Raw genomic sequence first — 16,476 nt, forward strand, 5'->3', positions numbered from 1 at the left:
CTTAGGGAAAAGGTAGACCAACTTCTAGCAGAATTAACTCCCCAAGTTATAGCATCGATTACTGGATATCCTTTCATTTTGGAAGCCCTATCTGTTGCCAATATAATTTAAATTGGTATCATTTTTTTCTTGTGTCTCAATTCATGTTTTCTCAGACAGGATCGACGATTTTTTCTGGTTAGGCTTTGTCGTTGCTAGTGACAGAATACTGTGACTTGAGTAAGGCATTTCCTTAACGATTCATGGCAGTTACCCTTTCTAGCGATAAAGACCTTGAACTGATCATTATGCTGTCAAAATTGGCAGTGTCTCTAAGCGTTATGGCTTTTATGATCAGTTTGATCTTTCTGCTTAAAATCGTCAATTTAGAAAAACAACTCAAGGGTAAATTAGGGCGTAGTACAAAGTTAGAAAGGTTTTCCAGCCCCAAAACTGAGTTTTATAGTCCCCCTACCGAGCAAAGAATTCCAGTCAATCAATTAAGTCAGTTTCATACCCAAAACTTCGATCGCGAAGTTGAAAGATATCCGCTCAAACGCACGATCGCAGCACAAAATTGGAGTCGGTCAAATCATCCTCGCAAAGGGAACAAACGAAAAGATAAATACATTACCTTTTTCTTAATTACGATCGCATTATTTTTAATTTGTACTGTGGTGGTTTTTCAATTGGGTGATGTATTTGGCAAGGGAGATTACCCACTCTATCTGTGGCTGATTGTCGGCTTTGTGATGTTAGCGATCGCTACAGTCAGTGAGGAGCTATTTTTGAAATAAAGCCGCTGCTTCAAACTTCTACTTCAAGTTTGGTAAATATCCCACCTCATCCTGAATCGTGCTTGAATAGTCCTAGGCTTTTGAGGCGATCTAGGCTATGAGCGACCTACCTGATTTCTCATTGTATGGCTATCAAATCCACCGAGTACTAGCGCCCAATTACTTGAATGGGGCGACCTATCTTGCCACAGACATGCACAGGCAAGAAACCGTCGCGATCGCAGTATATCCTTTTCCTGAAGACCCCGCGATCGCCCAATCAAAATTTCCCCAAATCGAACGAGGAATAGAACTTCTACAGAGATTAGACCATAGGGGCATTCCCAAATATCACGGGGTCTTCTTTACGGAATCTAGTTATTGTGTCGTGCAGGCATATCAAGAAGCTGAAACCTTAGTCAGCCTGTCAGACTTTCCCCTAGAGGGTGTCAAGCAGATCGCCATCCAAGTCTTAGAGATTCTGATCTATCTCCAAAGCCACTATCCCCCGATCGTTCATCAGAATATTAGACCCGAGCATATTCTGCTCGGCGGTACGCATCCTGAAAGGAATCGCAGCTTCAATCACGTTTATCTGATTGGGTTTGAGGCGATCTTGTTTCGCGATCGCAGCGATTCCATGCAAGTTGTGGCTGAGCGATGCAGTTTTTGGGCGCCCGAACAGTGGCGCGATCGGGAATTGACCGCAGCGACAGACCTCTATGGGTTGGGAGTTGCGCTGATTTGCCTGCTGACAGGTACTCAACCTACAAATGTCAGAACTCTCTACGAGCATGGCAAGGTTGTGTTTGCCGATCGCGTTCCCCACATCGATCTTGGCTTAAGGGAATGGTTAGAGAAGCTGGTAAAACCAAATTCCAAATATCGCTATCCTGATGCGAAAACAGCGATCGCAGAACTCGAAACCATTGGGTTGAATCGCTTGCCCGAAGTGAGACTCAGCCACCAGCAGTTACATTACCTAGCAACCGAGATAGATGAAACCCTGGTACAGACCCTGACCGTGACAAACCCCATTCCTGAGGCACTTTTAGAAGGAAGTTGGTCGGTTATCCCCCATCCCTACGATCTCTATGCTTGGATTGCAATTGAGCCCTCTCGCTTTAGTGGCAATTGCATCACCTGTAATGTCATCCTCCAAACCAATCGCCTCATGGCAAATAGTCTATTTCAACGCCAGATCGTTTTGAATTCCAATGCTGCTGAAACCGCTGTATTAGTGCCTATTTCCTTGAGAACAGCACCCTTTATCCCCAGCGCGCCAACCCTACCCTATGCGGCGATCGCTATCTTTCTCCTTTGTTGTCTGACGATTCCTGGTGTATGGGGCTTATCAAAAACATGGCTTTGGCTGTTGTTCGGGATTGGTTTAGGCGCTATCACGGTCAATCTAGCAAGAAGATGCGATTGGAACATCACCGTATCTACGATCGGAGGTGGGCTCTTAGGATCTTGGGTGATTGCTGGCTCTTGGTCTTGGGTGGTCACGCGCTTTTGGCAGATCGCCACTGTTTACAGTGGGTATTTGGAAGAACATGGTCAAACAGTTCAAGATCCCTATGGAGGTTTTGCAGGAGTGTGGGGGATTTTAATTGGTGTCGCAATTTGGGTAGGATTTCTGACGGGGAGTGCGGCAACTGTAATGGTTGGAGCTTGTTTTCAGAAAAGATTGCCGCGCTCTTTTATTCTTCAACTTTTAGGTACGGCTTCTCTTCTCACGCTCAGTGTAGCAATCACCGCAAAATCAGAAACAGCGAATCTTTTGGTTTCTCTAATTTCCATAGGAAGCTTGGCAGGATTGGTTTTCACGATTTATAGACCCATACAAAAATTTCGCCAACAAATGTCTGCCTATAAAAAGCGAGCCAAGTCTTTGATTAAGTCGTGAGAAAGTTCTCGTAAAATGAGAAAATGCCCTCATGCCAATGAGGTTATCAAGGTGGAGTGAGATATGCAACAGGCTGTTTTATGTGGCTACTATGGCATGGGAAATGCAGGGGATGAAGCCCTATTGGCAGCTTTGCTGCAAATGTTGCCGCCAACAGTTCAGCCTTTGGTTCTCTCTGCGAATCCCAAAGCCACAGAAAAGCTCCATCAGGTAGAGGCCTGCGATCGCTATTCTGTCTTTTCTCTTATCAAAGCCTTAAAGCGATCGGATATCTTTATCTGGGGTGGGGGAAGCCTCATGCAGGATGTTACCAGTGCTAGAAACCCAATTTATTACGGGGGCTTGATGGGGCTGGCCTATGGCATGGGTCTCAAAACCGTAGCTTGGGCGCAAGGCATTGGGCCTTTAAATCGGGGACTAAGTCGGGCGATCGCCAAACAAGCCTTTCAACGATGCAGTCTCGTCAGCGTGCGGGATGGTGGCTCAGCGCAATTGCTCGCTGATTGGTCAGTGCCCTCTGTGATGGCTCCCGATCCAGTCTGGGCGCTAACTTCCGAACATCCTCACCATCTGTCTTCTATCCCTGCACCGCGTATTGCGGTGATGTTACGATCGCATCCCTTATTAACCGCCGAACGTTTAGCCCATGTGATTGAGGCGCTTATATACCTTCAGAAAACGACGGATACTTATCTCTTGCTGATTCCATTTCAGCCAAGTAAAGATCTGGCGATCGCAGAGCAAATTCATGGGTCGATACCCGAACAAAGCATCGTTTTGATGGATGAGAACCCACGATCGCTCAAAGGGATTTTTCACGGTGTAGAAATGGCGATCGCCATGCGATATCACGGCTTGATTATGGCGGCGGCTGAGGGCTGTCGATGTTCTGCGATTAGCTACGATCCCAAGGTTTCGCGCTTGATGAACGAGCAAGATATTCCTGGTTGGGATCTGGGAGATTTACCTGACGATCCGCACGCGATCGCAACAACATGGATAGAACAGTTTGCCAACGGCGATCCTATGAGTCACACCCAAATTTCTTCACTCAAAGATCGCGCGTTAATTCATCACCAACTTCTGACGAATTTGTAAAGCTCTCGTTTCCGCATGACAAAATCTAAACAATATGGCAATTCCCGACTTTCAAACTTTGATGCTTCCTTTTATGAAGTTTTCTAGCGATCGAAAAGAGCATTCGTTAAGAGAAGTTACTGATTACTTGATCGATGAATTTAAGCTGTCTGATGAAGAGAAACGAGCACTTTTACCTAGTGGGAAACAAAGGATTATAAATAATCGAGTTGGTTGGACAAGTACACACCTTAAAAAAGCGGGATTATTGGAATCTTCTAAAAGGTCGATTTTTAAAATTACAGCCAGAGGACTTGAAGTTTTAAAAAGTAACCCTACAAGGATCGATCAAAAGTTTTTAAGACAGTTTAAAGAATATTTAGAGTTTGTAGGTGCTTCAAACGGTACTGAGAAAGTAGTTGATGTTGTTGAAGAACAGGTAACTCAGGATACTCCAGATGAAATGCTGGACTTTGCCTATCAAAAGATCAGACAAGCTTTGGCACAGGAGTTATTGGATAAGGTAAAAAGTTGTGCGCCTAGTTTTTTTGAAATTCTAGTCGTTGAACTCCTCGTTAAGATGGGATATGGCGGCTCGATTCAAGATGCGGGAAAAGCGATCGGGAAGAGTGGCGATGAGGGCATAGACGGCATCATCAAGGAAGACAAATTAGGACTAGATGTAATCTACATTCAAGCAAAACGCTGGGGAGGCTCAGTGGGGCGACCAGAGATTCAAAAGTTTGTGGGGGCTTTAGCAGGACAAGGAGCAAATAAAGGAATCTTTATTACAACATCAACTTTCACAAAAGATGCGAAGGAATATGCCCCTAAAAATGCTGCCAAAATCGTCCTGATTGATGGTGAACAACTTGCCCAGTATATGATCGACTACAACTTGGCAGTCTCAACCGTATCAACCTACGAAATTAAAAAAATTGATTCAGATTACTTTGCTGATGAGTAAAACGATCTGAAAAAATATAATTATTTCTCACTGGAATTGCGACAATAACCAAGCTCCTGTTTTACTCTGATCGGATTGACGACTGCGTTGTAAAGCTTGCTCTAGAATAGAAATTTCTAAACCTGACAGAACTTGAGATTGGGTAATTTTCTCGCGATCGCGATCGGCAATCTTAAAAGCTAAAATTTCCATTTTTTCAACATTGACTAACCAATACTCAGGAACGCTTACATCTTGGTAAAGCAAAAGCTTCGCTTCTTTATCGTCTGCCAACGTTGTGTGTGAAATTTCAATCACTAGATCGGGAACTGGTGTTCGATCGAGATTTACCACAGAACTACCAAAGGGCGCAGATTGTAAGTTTTCATTCAAGTAGTAAGAGATATCTGGTTGAAACTCGCGTATACCATTTTTGCGATAACTACAGTTGATCAGTCCTTTATGGGGAATGCCTCTAAGCGTACAAAACAGACCGATCGCAAAGTGAATAATTCCATTGTCACTAGCATGATCTGCCCCCACTGGCATTGTCTCAATCCTCATCTGACCATTGTTGTAATAGCACCGAGCTTTTGCATAGGCAGGATCTGCTGTGATTTTGGCAAATTCATCCCATGTAGCAGTAACCCAACTACTAATCTTAGTCTGTTGTTTAGCTTCAAGTTCGAGCATTTCTACCTCCTGCTAGAGCCTGTACTAAAACTATGCTAACCGCGATCGCTCTATGATTGCAACGGATCTAGCGATCGCCTCATGCTCTTAAGAATACCCTTTATAAAAACTCAATGAGTCCGGTAGGGATCTACCAGACTCATGCAAAAATATAAATCACTATTTGAGGTTAACTAGGGTTTACTAGAGGTGGCTAATTGAACGAACTATCCTTTCCGATCTCAATAACCTTGAGTAGCTTGTCTTTAAGTCTTTCTATTTCTAACTCCTAGCAACTCCCTAGAACTAAACAGTCTCTAAAGGAACGTCCTAGCAATTGCTTCACCTGCCGATACTAACCTGTTTACTACTATGACATTTCATATTTAGGTTTGCTTTCAAGCAGTCTCAAATCGTTGTAGCTATCTCGTTTACCTAGGCTCTTATGAGCATAGCCCTAACTTTAAACAACAGAAAATAAGAAGCTGAAAAACCAAATAGTAACGCAGCGATAGTAACATTTACGGCAATCAAAAACCAAGAAGAAATTAGTAAATGTACTTGAGCTTAAATGACGTAAAACTAATTAGAAAGATATTGCTTAATTAGCTCTATGACTGGCTTGGGGAGGAGGCACTGCCCAGAACCACTTATCTATATGTGCCTATGAATACAATAGAAACAATTTCTTAGAAATGCAAGCGTTTTAACATATGTTTATATTCTGTGGTGCTAGATTGCACTTACAAAAAACTATTCTAAATACTACAATTCTTTGATTGCTGCCTCAGCGATCGCAACAGCACTGCTTAGAAGATTTATGCCTATGCAGACAAGATGCCTGCGCTACCAATAAATTAAAACTTGTTTGGGATTGCGAGATAACACATAGATTCGGTACGATAGGCTCCCTTGGGCTTTGGTTGGGAGATCGCGCTACAAATTGCCCTTAATCAATTGCCTTTACAAAAAACCCTTATAAAAACTCAGTGAGTCCGATAGAAGGCTACCAGACTCACGCAAAAATATAAATCACTATTGAATTATTACTAGGGTTTACTACAGTTTACTAACTCTACAACCCGTACTTTCTCTTCCTCAATTAACTTGAGTCGCCCGCCTCTCGATCTTTTCATTTCTAACTTTTCCCAGCAATCCCCTAGAACTATTGAGCAATAAAGGGAAAGTGTTCTAGCAATTGCCTTACCTGACTTTACTAACCTGCCTACTACTATGACACTTCATAATTAACTTGGCTTTCTATCCTCCTTGCCCCGTTGTATCAATCACGTTACCTAAATCTCTTCGAGCTTAGACGCAACTTTAACTAACAGGATACAAGACAGCAAAAACCAAATAGCAGTACAGGGCTAGTAACACCTACGATAATTAAACACCAAGGAAAAATTAGTAAATGTACTCAAATCTAAGAGAGACAAAACTAATAAGAAACAACTTGCTTAGTTAGCTCTGCAACTGGCTTGGGAAGGAGGCACTGCCCACAACCACTTGTCTAAATGTGCCTGTATTTAGAGTATTAAATCTGACGCTAAAGCGCAAGGATTTTAATATAAGTTCATAAAGTTTCTACCACTGCCCAATTAACTCTGAGAGATGGGTTGCCACGGCTTGCACGGAAGCGATCGCGCGTTCGTAATCGAGGCGGGTTGGGCCTAAAACACCAACACTACCCACAGGGGTGCGATCGCAGCTATAGGTCGTAGAAATCAGGGTGCAATGCTTGATTGGTTCCAGCGAAATTTCAGAGCCAATTTTTACAGTGACGCTATTTGGCTGTGCAGACTCAGGCCGATCGAAAATTAGGGGCAATAAAGAAGCCTGATCGGCTTCTAAAAGTTGGATCACGCTTTGGATTTGGCTAAGTTGGGTAAATTCGGGCTGACGTAGCAATTCTGTCATGCCACTGATGAAGAAATGTCCGACAGCGACAGGGTTGTAAATTCGCATCAACTGATGCAAGGACTGTTGCAATAACGTAGCGTACTGTTGAAACTTACTATCTAGTTCGTGCCATTGCAAAGTACTAGTTAGATCTGACCACCGCTTATCTCGCAAGTGAGCATTGAGAAAATTATTTAAAATTTGCAGTTCTGCTTCTAGCAACTCGGCATCGGTCTCTGAGGGCAAATCCATCATGACTGAGGCAGTATGGTAAGCGTCACTGACAGCGACCACCATGACCTTGCAGGTATCGACCATCACCAATTGCAAATGACGAATCTTGACCGTCTGCATATCAGGCGCGGTGATCAAGGCAATACAACCACTTAGAGTTGCCAAAATTTGCGCCACACCCCGTAAAATTTGCTCTAGGCTATTATTCCCAGATAAGCCCATTTTGCTCTGCAACATCTGAGCCGCATTATCCGTCAGTTCGCTGGAAGGGTTAATCAGTTCATCTACATAAACCCGATAGCCTGAGTCAGAGGGGACTCTGCCTGCGGAGGTATGGGGCTGGTATAACAGACCCGAACGGTCTAGCATACTCATAACATTACGAATCGTGGCAGAACTAATATCAAAGTTGTACCCTTCTAACAAAGCTTTTGAGCCAACTGGTTCAGCTTTTGCGATGTAATAGTCGATCGTCGCCCACAGAACTTTTTGTTCTCTAGCGTTCAGCTTTGTCTTCATAGGTTTTTGGATGAATCGAAATGGAGGTTAATATAGTGAAAACTAAAAAATAAAATTATGTTTTGTTTAAAATAAAGTCTGATTCTACTAGGATACTCAGATTAGACCAGAATTCTAGTATCACGTTAGACAAGTGTTTTGGGATCCCATCTGTGAGATAATTCTGAGATTTTGAACGATCGTATACTTCCCTATGAATAAGCAGGATCAATCTACGGTAATTCCGCGACAATATCTCTGGGCGGTAGGGATAGATACGGAAGCATTTCCTCAAGGATCGATGCTAGGCGATCGCTATCGTGTCATAGATTCTCAAATTGTGGTTGACACGCAAAGTTTTAAGCTGCCCGAAATTCCTGACGAGTTTCCCAACGATGTGGTTTCTTATCTCAGGTTATCTCGGCTAGTGATGCACTTACCTCGTCCCTATGGGTTATTGCGATTTGGAGAAGAGCTAGGCGTATCAGAAGTGTTGTTATTAGAAGATGTGCCGATTGACAACAGAGGCAAGCTTTTACCCACCCTAGAGGAAAGTTGGGGACAAGCTACGCCCTTGCGTCAAATTAACTGGCTCTGGCAGGTTTTGCAGCTGTGGCAGCCCCTTGCCGAGCAAAACATGACTAAAACACTGCTCAAGCCCGAATTTTTGAGGGTAGATGGGGCTTGGTTGAGACTTTTAGAATTGCAAGCTGATGATACTCCAGTTACGTTAACCCAACTCGGAGATCTATGGGTACATTGGTTAGATCGGGCTCAGCCAGAAATTGCCGAACCTCTTGCCGAGTTTTTCTATGGTTTGGGGCGGGGCGATCGCGACATTACCAGTGCGATCGCATTTCTAGACCAGTTATCTGAGCAAGTTTCACAAACTTTACCCCTCACCGTTCGGATTGCTAGCGCTACCGATAAAGGGCAAAGGCGCGACCATAACGAAGATACTTGCTACCCCGACCCCAAACGTCAAAAGAGATCGCAACAAAATGGGATGCTGCGCGATCGCGTCGCCATTATTTGTGACGGCTTAGGCGGCCATGAGGGTGGCGAAGTGGCAAGCTCGATGGCAATTAAAACCCTAGAACAACAGCTTCAGGTTTTATTACGCCAAGTTGAAACGGATTCAGAACCTTTCTCTGCTGCGGGATTTATCGCCCAGCTAGAAGCGATTGTGCGGGTAGTGAATAACCAAATCGTTGCACTCAACGATCAGCAGCAACGGCAGGCCCAGCAGCGTATGGGCACGACCTTGGTAATGGCAGTGATTCCTGCCCCTCAAGGGAAAACTCGCCATGAGGTCTATATCGTCCATGTTGGAGACAGCCGCATTTATTGGATTGATGCCGAAAACTGTCGCCAAGTCAGCTTAGATGATGATGTTGCCACCCGTGAGTCTATCCTCGGCTACAACTTTTATTCCTATGCTACGCAACGCATTGATGGCGGTGCGTTGATTCAAGCACTCGGAACTCGAACGTCCGATATGCTCTTGCCACGCGTTCAACGTTTCACCATTGATGAAGATTGCTTGCTGCTACTCTGCTCCGATGGGTTAAGCGACTTCGATCGCGTCAATATGCTTTATGAGTCTCATATTCGCCCAATTCTCACGCAAGACAAGCCCCTCGATCGCAGTTGTCAGGAACTGATTAAAGAAGGAAATCATCTCAACGGGCATGACAATATTACGCTAGCCCTGATGCGTTGTCGCCTTACTAAGCCAAATCCTGAAGAAGATAAAAAAGAAGAGGAAGAGCAGGCAACAGTCTTACAAACCTCTACCTCTATCTTGAACGCTAGTACCAATGTTGCGATCGCAGGGGCAAAAGCAAAATCTCAGCCCATCGATCCTGCATCCGCATTAGTTCTATCCACAACCAATGCAGATAACACAGCAGAAGAAAGCATAGACAACGAAAAAACAGAGCTAGGAGAAGTAGCGCCTAAGCAGACCAGTCAAGGGTTCTTGATCCTATTGGTCTGTGTGATGTTCCTCTTAGGCAGTGGTTTGGCAGCGACACAAATTCCTTCGGTACGAAAATGGCTAGAGAGGCAAATTCCTAAAGAATATATTCCACCTAAGATGTTTTAATACTTCCCGCCTAAAAGCACGAAATTCTTTCTTCTACGGGAATCACATGACCTCTTTCGGTTAAGCATTACAGTAGTAGGTAATACCAATTTCACATAAATTTGCAACAGATCGGTGTTTAGGCTCCGCTCGGAGCGCGGTCTTTCAAAAACAATGCGTCGCACTACTTTTTGAAAATGGTATTACTGTATTTAAATTGGTATCAGCAATAAGCCGCCAATTCAAGCTTGAATTGGCGACTGCGATGTCATTTTATTATAACAACAAAGAAGCTATTGACGAGAGCATCCAAGCTTCAGAAGCTTTTGCAGATTCTCTGCGTCCTATTTATTCTTCTGTTTTGCCAGAAAAATCAAGGTATTAAGGAATGTCAGAACGGATTCGTTACTCTGACTTTCAGGTAATTCTCTGCTCAGCCACAAAAGTTAGACCCATCCATTCCCCCTGGGCATTGTAGCTGCGAATTATGCGTTGGTGCAGATCGGGTTGCACGAGCCAAGAAACCGCGAGGCGAAATGGTTGGCCGAGTCTAAGGTGGGTGGGAGAAGTAGAGGAACTGCTATCGGGTAGAAATAGCGTCTGAATTGAGAGATTACCTGACATCGAGCCTGGTTCAAAGTTGAGGATATTGGGATTGGACTCATGGATGGTGGCGATCGAGGTAATTGCAGGAATAGAAGGATCGCTTCCCATCCTTAAGGTCATGCTCACTTGTCGATCCTGCTGGCTCCAAGCGCTGGCAGTTGGATAAATCTCCGATCGCCAATCAGGATAGATCGTAACCGCTTCTCCCTGCCAATGTCCTAGTAGAGATTCCAAGTTTAGTGGTGGTCGCTCTGGGATATCGCTCTCAGGTAAGCGCTCGCGAATCAAGGTTAAACTATCTAGGTTCCCTTCTTTGTTAAAGAGTTGTACCAACCGCAGGCGACGGGTACGATCGATCGATCCAAATTCAGCACCAAACTCAGATTGAAAACCTAGTTGTATCGATCCCTGAGAGAAGGCTCCATTCTCAAAAAGCAATATATTTCGACCTAAAGACGAGTAGGTTAAGACTTTCTCTTGGGTGCGATCGGGATAAAACTGACGAATGGTTTGCTGAATCGTTTTGCGATCGTCTAATCCTTCTAGAATCGTTTCGCTTTTGATATCTTCTCTAAGCTCACCTTGAGGTGATAATCGCGTGAATGAGCCTTGCCAGCAGCCAAGATTGAGTAATAAGCATTCCCACTGAGTTAAACCTTTGAGTGTTGTCATAAGCTTGAGAATTCTATCTCTACTATAGATATAAGTCGGGCTTCCCCCCTTTAATCCCCCATTTGTAAGGGGGAAGATCGGAAATTTAATTCCCTCCCCTGCCCTGCGGGAATTCGCTTCGCGGCTGGTAAAAGGGGAGGGCTAGGGTGGGCTAATTCCATCTATTTTGCGATCGCTTCGCTCCCAATCGCAAACCGCACCTTATCGATTAATGTATTAAATTCATCAGAATAGAGGCGATAGCTGAGTGGATGGGCAATCAGTCGGGCTGTACTTTCAAATAGGACTTCAATTTCCACCAGACCATTTTCCTTAAGCGTGCGCCCAGTCGAGACTAAATCGACGATCGCTTCTGCCATACCCGTAATTGGGCCAAGTTCCACCGAGCCATAGAGCGGAATAATTTCTACGGGTAAATCTAAGCTTTGGAAATATTCCCGCGCGCAACGCACTGACTTAGAAGCAACGCGGCAATGGGGTGGTAACTCTAACGCCGAGGTAAATCGGCTAGCCTCTGAGACAGCGACCGACATCCGACATTTGCCAAAGCCTAAATCGACTAAACAAGCAACCTTAGGTAATTTTTCACGTAAGACATCTTCACCCACAATGCCTATTTGTGCCTGCCCATATTCAACGTAAACAGGAACATCCTGCGCTCTCACCAGCAAAGCCTTTGCCGAGCCAGTGGGGTCAGCGATCTGTAACTGGCGACTGGACGGATCGAGAAAAGCACTAAAATCCAAGCCAACAGACTTTAGTAAGCTAATCGAATCTTTGAGTAGCGATCCTTTGGGTAAAGCGAAGGTAAACATAAAAAGGTAAAAGGTAAGGGGTGAGAGGTTATCGGTTATCGGTTATCGGCTATCGGTATTTTGGGATTAACACTGAAAACCGATCGCTGACAACTGACAACTAAATAACTGACAACTAATAACCTATTCTGTCAGCATCGATAGCAGTTTGAATAACCCTGCCGCTAAAATCGCCGCAGCAGGAATTGTGATTAACCATGCCATCACTACTTTTTTCATTACGCCCCAATCGATCGCATTGGTTCCAGTGTTGAGTCTTTTGGCTAAACCAACCCCCAAGACGGCTCCAACTAAGGCATGGGTTGATGACACAGATAGGCTGAGGCTAGAGGCAAGCAAGACCGTAACTGCGGTTGATAGCTCCGCAGCAAACCCACTTTGCGGCTCGATCGCGGTGATCTCAGAGCCAACCGTAGCAATTACTTTTCTACCGAAAATACTTAATCCCAGCACAATGCCCATGCCGCCCAAAACTAGGAGCCATAGGGGAATCGTTAATTCTTGAGACTGTAAAGCTGTACCGTTTGTGACGATCGCCACTGCCACCGCTAAGGGTGCGATCGCATTGCCGACATCATTAGAACCATGGGCGAAGGCAACAGAACCAGCACTCAAAATTTGCAATTGCCCAAATACTGGGGTCATGCCTTCTTTACTTTTGTGCCATAGCCTGAGGGTCAAACCAGAAACCGCGATTGCCCCAAGCCCAAAACCCACTATGGGCATTGCAAACCGATCGCCTAAACCGCGATCGATATGATTCACAGATAGTCCCATTAACCCCAATGTCCCGACACTGAGCCAAGGTATCCATTCAGATAGGGTGCTAGACGATATCCAAGTGTGCATAAAGGTAAGCAGCAAAAAGCTAATCGTGCCACTAACTAAGGGTGTGATCAACCAAGCCAAACTCAGAATCCCGATTTGATGCCAGTAAATTGCTTGAATTCCTTGGGCTATGCAGCCAAACCCCACCAAGGCCCCAATAATGGCATGGGAAGAAGCCACAGGTAAGCCTTTCCAGTTAGCAAAGTTGAGCCAAATCGCACAGGCTAACATGACTGTTCCCATGCCCAACAGTAGTTGATTGGGGTCAGCACGAAATACTTCTGGCGAGACCACACCTGTGGCGATCGCATTGGTAACACGATGCCCAAAAAGAGATGCCCCAGTAAACTCGGCGATCCCCGCTAAAGCGATCGCTTTTCTAAGGGACAAGGTTCCCGACCCCACAGAGGTTCCCATCGAGTTGGCGACATCATTTGCGCCGAGCATGGCTGCTAAGTAAACCGCCAAAAGGATCAGGAAAAAAAGCGCAAAGGACATTCGTGCTAACGCCGACTAATCTCTTCACCGATCGCAGCTAAGGTTTCTCTTAGAGAAGCTTTAAAGATTTGATAAAAAACATCTGCGGGTGTGGAGTCGTTGGGTTGAACGTTTACCGTATAGGTAATCAGCACCTGGGTTGGGGGTTGACGCGGTACGACAGAAACAGGTTCGATCAGCCAAGAGCCTGTGAGCCCTGCTAGATCGCCACTGATCAAACTAAAATCAATCTGTTTCTGATTTGCCTCTGTAATTGCCAATTTGGTGCGAGAGGTAATTGTGGTCAAAAAGACTTGGCGCTGATCGACCTGCTCCACCACCTTGCGATCGCCATTATTCTCTAGTACGCGACTAGAAGCCATGTTGGGAATAAAGTTGGCAAGGTTGCCGTAGTCTGTAAGCACATTCCAGGCGGTAGGTACAGAAGCATTGACCAAAATTCTTGCAACATACTGACCGCGATCGCCTGTTACCACCACCATGCCCTTGCGGAGGGCGTCCCGTTGAATTGGCGGTAACACATCGACTGGGCCATCAAAAAATTGAGCCTGTGCGGGTAATGCACTCGTAGCACCGCAGACAATTGCGAGAACTGTGACGCAAGTTAGGCTAACTTGTTTAAATGTACGAGTGAGTCTATTCACCCTAGAGGGATGACCCTGAAATTCGATCGGAGATTTGGTGGGAATCACTAGGTTTCGATCTAGGCTTTGATTTGGGGTTCGATCTAGATTTAGGTTCCTTGGCATTTCGCTTTTCACGGGTACTCTCAAGATTATGTACGTCAAAATTTGTGGAATTACGCAGCTAGAACAGGGCTTAGCGATCGCCAAGATGGGAGCTAGCTGTTTGGGATTTATTTGTGTACCCTCATCGCCACGCTACATTGATTCTAAGCAAATTCGTCTAATTACCGACAAACTGCCTTTTAGTGTAGATCGGGTTGGCGTATTCATGGGTGTAAGTGTAGATACAAGCGTTGATGAAATTTGCCAAGTTGTCCGACAGTCAGGATTGAGTGGTATACAGCTCCATGGTAACGAATCTCCTGAATTTTGCCGCGAAATTAAAACGAAGTTACCCGATCGCCAATTGATTAAAGCCCTCAATATTCGATCGCCACAGGAATTAACGCGGGTCGATGCCTATAGTAACTACGTAGATGCGATCTTACTGGATGCATACGATCCCAAACTGGCGGGTGGTACGGGTAAAACCCTTGACTGGCAAATGCTCGCGTCATTTCGCCCTCCCTGTCCTTGGTGGCTGGCTGGGGGCTTGTCACCTGAAAATATTATGAATGCTTTATCCCAAGTTTCGCCCGATGGTGTAGATGTATCGAGCGGTGTCGAGCGATCGCCTGGAGACAAAGATCTAGAGCGTGTAAAGAATTTTATTGAGGCTGTCAAAAAGTCAAACGACTAAATCTCAATTTCTCAATTAATGTTTTAGCAACTCGATTAATACTCTTCCTATAATCCCTCCGAAGGTTGCTGTACCTGAAATCACTCCAGAGGCTTGTGCCACCATCTCCCCACTGTAATTAACTAGTACAGCGTGGCATAAGTAAATCGACTATTTAAAATTTCAGACATCAGACACTATGTACACGATCACTACTCAATGGCGCATGGATTTCCGCCACGGTGTACTAGCTTGCTCCTAACAGCATGCAAAAATAAGCTTCTTACTGAGTATGATCGTGGACATTATTTAAGTAGAAACTTGTGTTAGCTATTTGAATCTACTTCAGCATATATTGTCAAAACCCCTCGACTAGGAAGAGATTCGATGTTTTCCCATTTTCCGTTTCTAGTCAACGTGCTGAATTTATATTTGAAGTCTTTTAGGAGTTTAACTAAAGCTTCAAACTGATTAATTTCTGATTCTTTGTATCTAGATGGGGAAAATTCAAACAAAAGTTTTGGTTTGTGCTTGACAATTGTTTCACTCATGCCTAATAGGGCTTTTACTTCTGCCCCTTCAATATCCATCTTTATAAGATCTAACCTAATAAGGTTTTCTTTCTGAACAAATTTATCTATAGTAATACCTGCTACCTCGATATCACCTATCTCACTACTAGATAATGAACCAGATCCTTGCTCTTGAGGGTTTCGTGGAAGATTAAATTTTAATATACCTTCATTGTCGGAAACTGCAAAATTCAAGGGGGAAATATTTTTATTGTTACTTAAACAGCAGTTTTTACAAAGTAATTCATAAACTCTTGGAGATGCTTCAAAAGAAAAAACGTGACCTTTTAATCCAACTCGCTTTGAGGCAATGAGTGAAAAATAGCCTATATTAGCTCCTAGATCCATTACTACATCATCTAGATTTATAGAGTGGGTAAATTTTCTTGTCTCATATCTTTCATATTCGCCAAGAAAATACATGTACGATTGGATTCTTTCAAATATGTCAACAAATATTGGTATATCATTATCAACCGTAGCTTGACGCATAGTACCTTCAGAAAAATTCAGGGATTTTCTAATATAATCTACGATTCTTTCCTTACCTTTTCGGATTGGAATTAGCTTTATAAGTTTTAGAGACAATTCTTCTAGAAAGATTTGAATTGGCGTTGTTGTATTCATGGAATCTTGTTTCCTCTTGGGTAACTGATCAGCGCAATAAGCAGAGTGTAATTGAGAATTAGTTAAGATAGCTTGTCTTTATTTATAGGGTAATTATCACTTAGATCTTGAAAAAGCCTAAAGCTTACAAAAACACCGATGTTACTGCCAAGCGTTGTTGCAAATACCCATTTAATCCAAAAACTTTCATTCACTGCAATCTAGGATATCTGCAAATCTTCTTTTTGTTTAAATTACTTTTTTAGGAGATCAATCAATGATCTTCCTGTAATTTTGCCATAGGTTGCTGCACCTGCTATTCCTCCCGTGATCGCCCCGCCCTACCCAGAAGCAACATCCCCAAAGTCTCCCATGAGTAATTAATTATCGCGCCAA

The 16,476-nt window shown here is 44.1% G+C and carries 13 protein-coding genes; 6 read left to right on the top strand and 7 right to left on the bottom strand.

Annotation, left to right across the window (positions count from 1 at the left end):
• The first annotated feature begins 242 nt into the window (after positions 1-242).
• The 4 genes from ACP2WE_RS19105 to ACP2WE_RS19120 all read left to right on the top strand — a co-directional run bounded on the left by ACP2WE_RS19105 (position 243) and on the right by ACP2WE_RS19120 (position 4,708).
• Positions 243-776: a hypothetical protein gene (locus ACP2WE_RS19105; RefSeq protein WP_425217136.1), complete on the top strand. Its 534-nt coding sequence runs from the start codon at positions 243-245 to the stop codon at positions 774-776.
• Between the two features lie 97 nt (positions 777-873).
• Positions 874-2,664: a serine/threonine protein kinase gene (locus ACP2WE_RS19110; protein WP_425217137.1), complete on the top strand. Its 1,791-nt coding sequence runs from the start codon at positions 874-876 to the stop codon at positions 2,662-2,664.
• A 63-nt stretch (positions 2,665-2,727) separates the two neighbouring features.
• Positions 2,728-3,762: a polysaccharide pyruvyl transferase CsaB gene (csaB, locus tag ACP2WE_RS19115; protein WP_425217138.1), complete on the top strand. Its 1,035-nt coding sequence runs from the start codon at positions 2,728-2,730 to the stop codon at positions 3,760-3,762.
• Between the two features lie 34 nt (positions 3,763-3,796).
• On the top strand, positions 3,797-4,708 hold the full coding sequence (locus ACP2WE_RS19120; RefSeq protein WP_425217139.1) for a restriction endonuclease: 912 nt from the start codon (positions 3,797-3,799) through the stop codon (positions 4,706-4,708).
• A 27-nt stretch (positions 4,709-4,735) separates the two neighbouring features.
• Here ACP2WE_RS19120 and ACP2WE_RS19125 read toward each other — a convergent pair whose 3' ends face one another.
• On the bottom strand, positions 4,736-5,380 hold the full coding sequence (locus ACP2WE_RS19125) for a Uma2 family endonuclease (protein WP_425217140.1): 645 nt from the start codon (positions 5,378-5,380) through the stop codon (positions 4,736-4,738).
• Between the two features lie 1,566 nt (positions 5,381-6,946).
• Positions 6,947-8,014, bottom strand: coding sequence for a heat-inducible transcriptional repressor HrcA (gene hrcA / locus ACP2WE_RS19130; protein WP_425217141.1), 1,068 nt, complete (start codon positions 8,012-8,014; stop codon positions 6,947-6,949).
• A gap of 193 nt (positions 8,015-8,207) precedes the next feature.
• On the opposite strand from hrcA, the gene ACP2WE_RS19135 reads away from it, so the two are divergent.
• The gene (locus ACP2WE_RS19135) at positions 8,208-10,100 is read left to right on the top strand and encodes a protein phosphatase 2C domain-containing protein (RefSeq protein ID WP_425217142.1); all 1,893 of its coding nucleotides are present in this window, start codon (positions 8,208-8,210) and stop codon (positions 10,098-10,100) included.
• A 396-nt stretch (positions 10,101-10,496) separates the two neighbouring features.
• On the opposite strand, the gene ACP2WE_RS19140 is transcribed toward ACP2WE_RS19135, so the two are convergent.
• The 4 genes from ACP2WE_RS19140 to ACP2WE_RS19155 all read right to left on the bottom strand — a co-directional run bounded on the left by ACP2WE_RS19140 (position 10,497) and on the right by ACP2WE_RS19155 (position 14,259).
• Positions 10,497-11,357 (bottom strand): DUF3598 family protein, encoded by an 861-nt coding sequence (locus ACP2WE_RS19140; protein WP_425217143.1) that lies wholly within the window; start codon positions 11,355-11,357, stop codon positions 10,497-10,499.
• Positions 11,358-11,518: 161 nt separating this feature from the next.
• Positions 11,519-12,172, bottom strand: coding sequence for an ATP phosphoribosyltransferase (gene hisG / locus ACP2WE_RS19145; protein WP_425217144.1), 654 nt, complete (start codon positions 12,170-12,172; stop codon positions 11,519-11,521).
• 123 nt (positions 12,173-12,295) lie between these two features.
• Positions 12,296-13,498, bottom strand: coding sequence for an inorganic phosphate transporter (locus ACP2WE_RS19150; protein WP_425217145.1), 1,203 nt, complete (start codon positions 13,496-13,498; stop codon positions 12,296-12,298).
• Between the two features lie 5 nt (positions 13,499-13,503).
• Positions 13,504-14,259 (bottom strand): SRPBCC family protein, encoded by a 756-nt coding sequence (locus tag ACP2WE_RS19155; RefSeq protein WP_425217146.1) that lies wholly within the window; start codon positions 14,257-14,259, stop codon positions 13,504-13,506.
• A gap of 16 nt (positions 14,260-14,275) precedes the next feature.
• On the opposite strand from ACP2WE_RS19155, the gene ACP2WE_RS19160 reads away from it, so the two are divergent.
• A complete protein-coding gene (locus tag ACP2WE_RS19160) occupies positions 14,276-14,923 on the top strand; it encodes a phosphoribosylanthranilate isomerase (protein ID WP_425217147.1) in 648 nt (215 codons plus the stop codon).
• A gap of 305 nt (positions 14,924-15,228) precedes the next feature.
• Here the strand turns inward: ACP2WE_RS19160 and ACP2WE_RS19165 are convergent, their stop codons facing one another.
• Positions 15,229-16,101: an FkbM family methyltransferase gene (locus tag ACP2WE_RS19165; RefSeq protein WP_425217148.1), complete on the bottom strand. Its 873-nt coding sequence runs from the start codon at positions 16,099-16,101 to the stop codon at positions 15,229-15,231.
• Between the last annotated feature and the right edge of the window lie 375 nt (positions 16,102-16,476).

This window comes from Tumidithrix helvetica PCC 7403 (assembly GCF_965232925.1).
GTDB classification, from domain to species: Bacteria; Cyanobacteriota; Cyanobacteriia; order Pseudanabaenales; family Pseudanabaenaceae; genus Tumidithrix; species Tumidithrix helvetica.

Coding starts and splice junctions, on each gene's coding strand:
- ACP2WE_RS19120 (WP_425217139.1), top strand. CDS start 3,797: ATGGCAATTCCCGACTTTCAAACTTTGATGCTTCCTTTTATGAAGTTT.
- ACP2WE_RS19125 (WP_425217140.1), bottom strand. CDS start 5,380: ATGCTCGAACTTGAAGCTAAACAACAGACTAAGATTAGTAGTTGGGTT.
- hisG (WP_425217144.1), bottom strand. CDS start 12,172: ATGTTTACCTTCGCTTTACCCAAAGGATCGCTACTCAAAGATTCGATT.
- ACP2WE_RS19105 (WP_425217136.1), top strand. CDS start 243: ATGGCAGTTACCCTTTCTAGCGATAAAGACCTTGAACTGATCATTATG.
- ACP2WE_RS19165 (WP_425217148.1), bottom strand. CDS start 16,101: ATGAATACAACAACGCCAATTCAAATCTTTCTAGAAGAATTGTCTCTA.
- csaB (WP_425217138.1), top strand. CDS start 2,728: ATGCAACAGGCTGTTTTATGTGGCTACTATGGCATGGGAAATGCAGGG.
- ACP2WE_RS19150 (WP_425217145.1), bottom strand. CDS start 13,498: ATGTCCTTTGCGCTTTTTTTCCTGATCCTTTTGGCGGTTTACTTAGCA.
- ACP2WE_RS19135 (WP_425217142.1), top strand. CDS start 8,208: ATGAATAAGCAGGATCAATCTACGGTAATTCCGCGACAATATCTCTGG.
- ACP2WE_RS19160 (WP_425217147.1), top strand. CDS start 14,276: ATGTACGTCAAAATTTGTGGAATTACGCAGCTAGAACAGGGCTTAGCG.
- ACP2WE_RS19140 (WP_425217143.1), bottom strand. CDS start 11,357: ATGACAACACTCAAAGGTTTAACTCAGTGGGAATGCTTATTACTCAAT.
- hrcA (WP_425217141.1), bottom strand. CDS start 8,014: ATGAAGACAAAGCTGAACGCTAGAGAACAAAAAGTTCTGTGGGCGACG.
- ACP2WE_RS19110 (WP_425217137.1), top strand. CDS start 874: ATGAGCGACCTACCTGATTTCTCATTGTATGGCTATCAAATCCACCGA.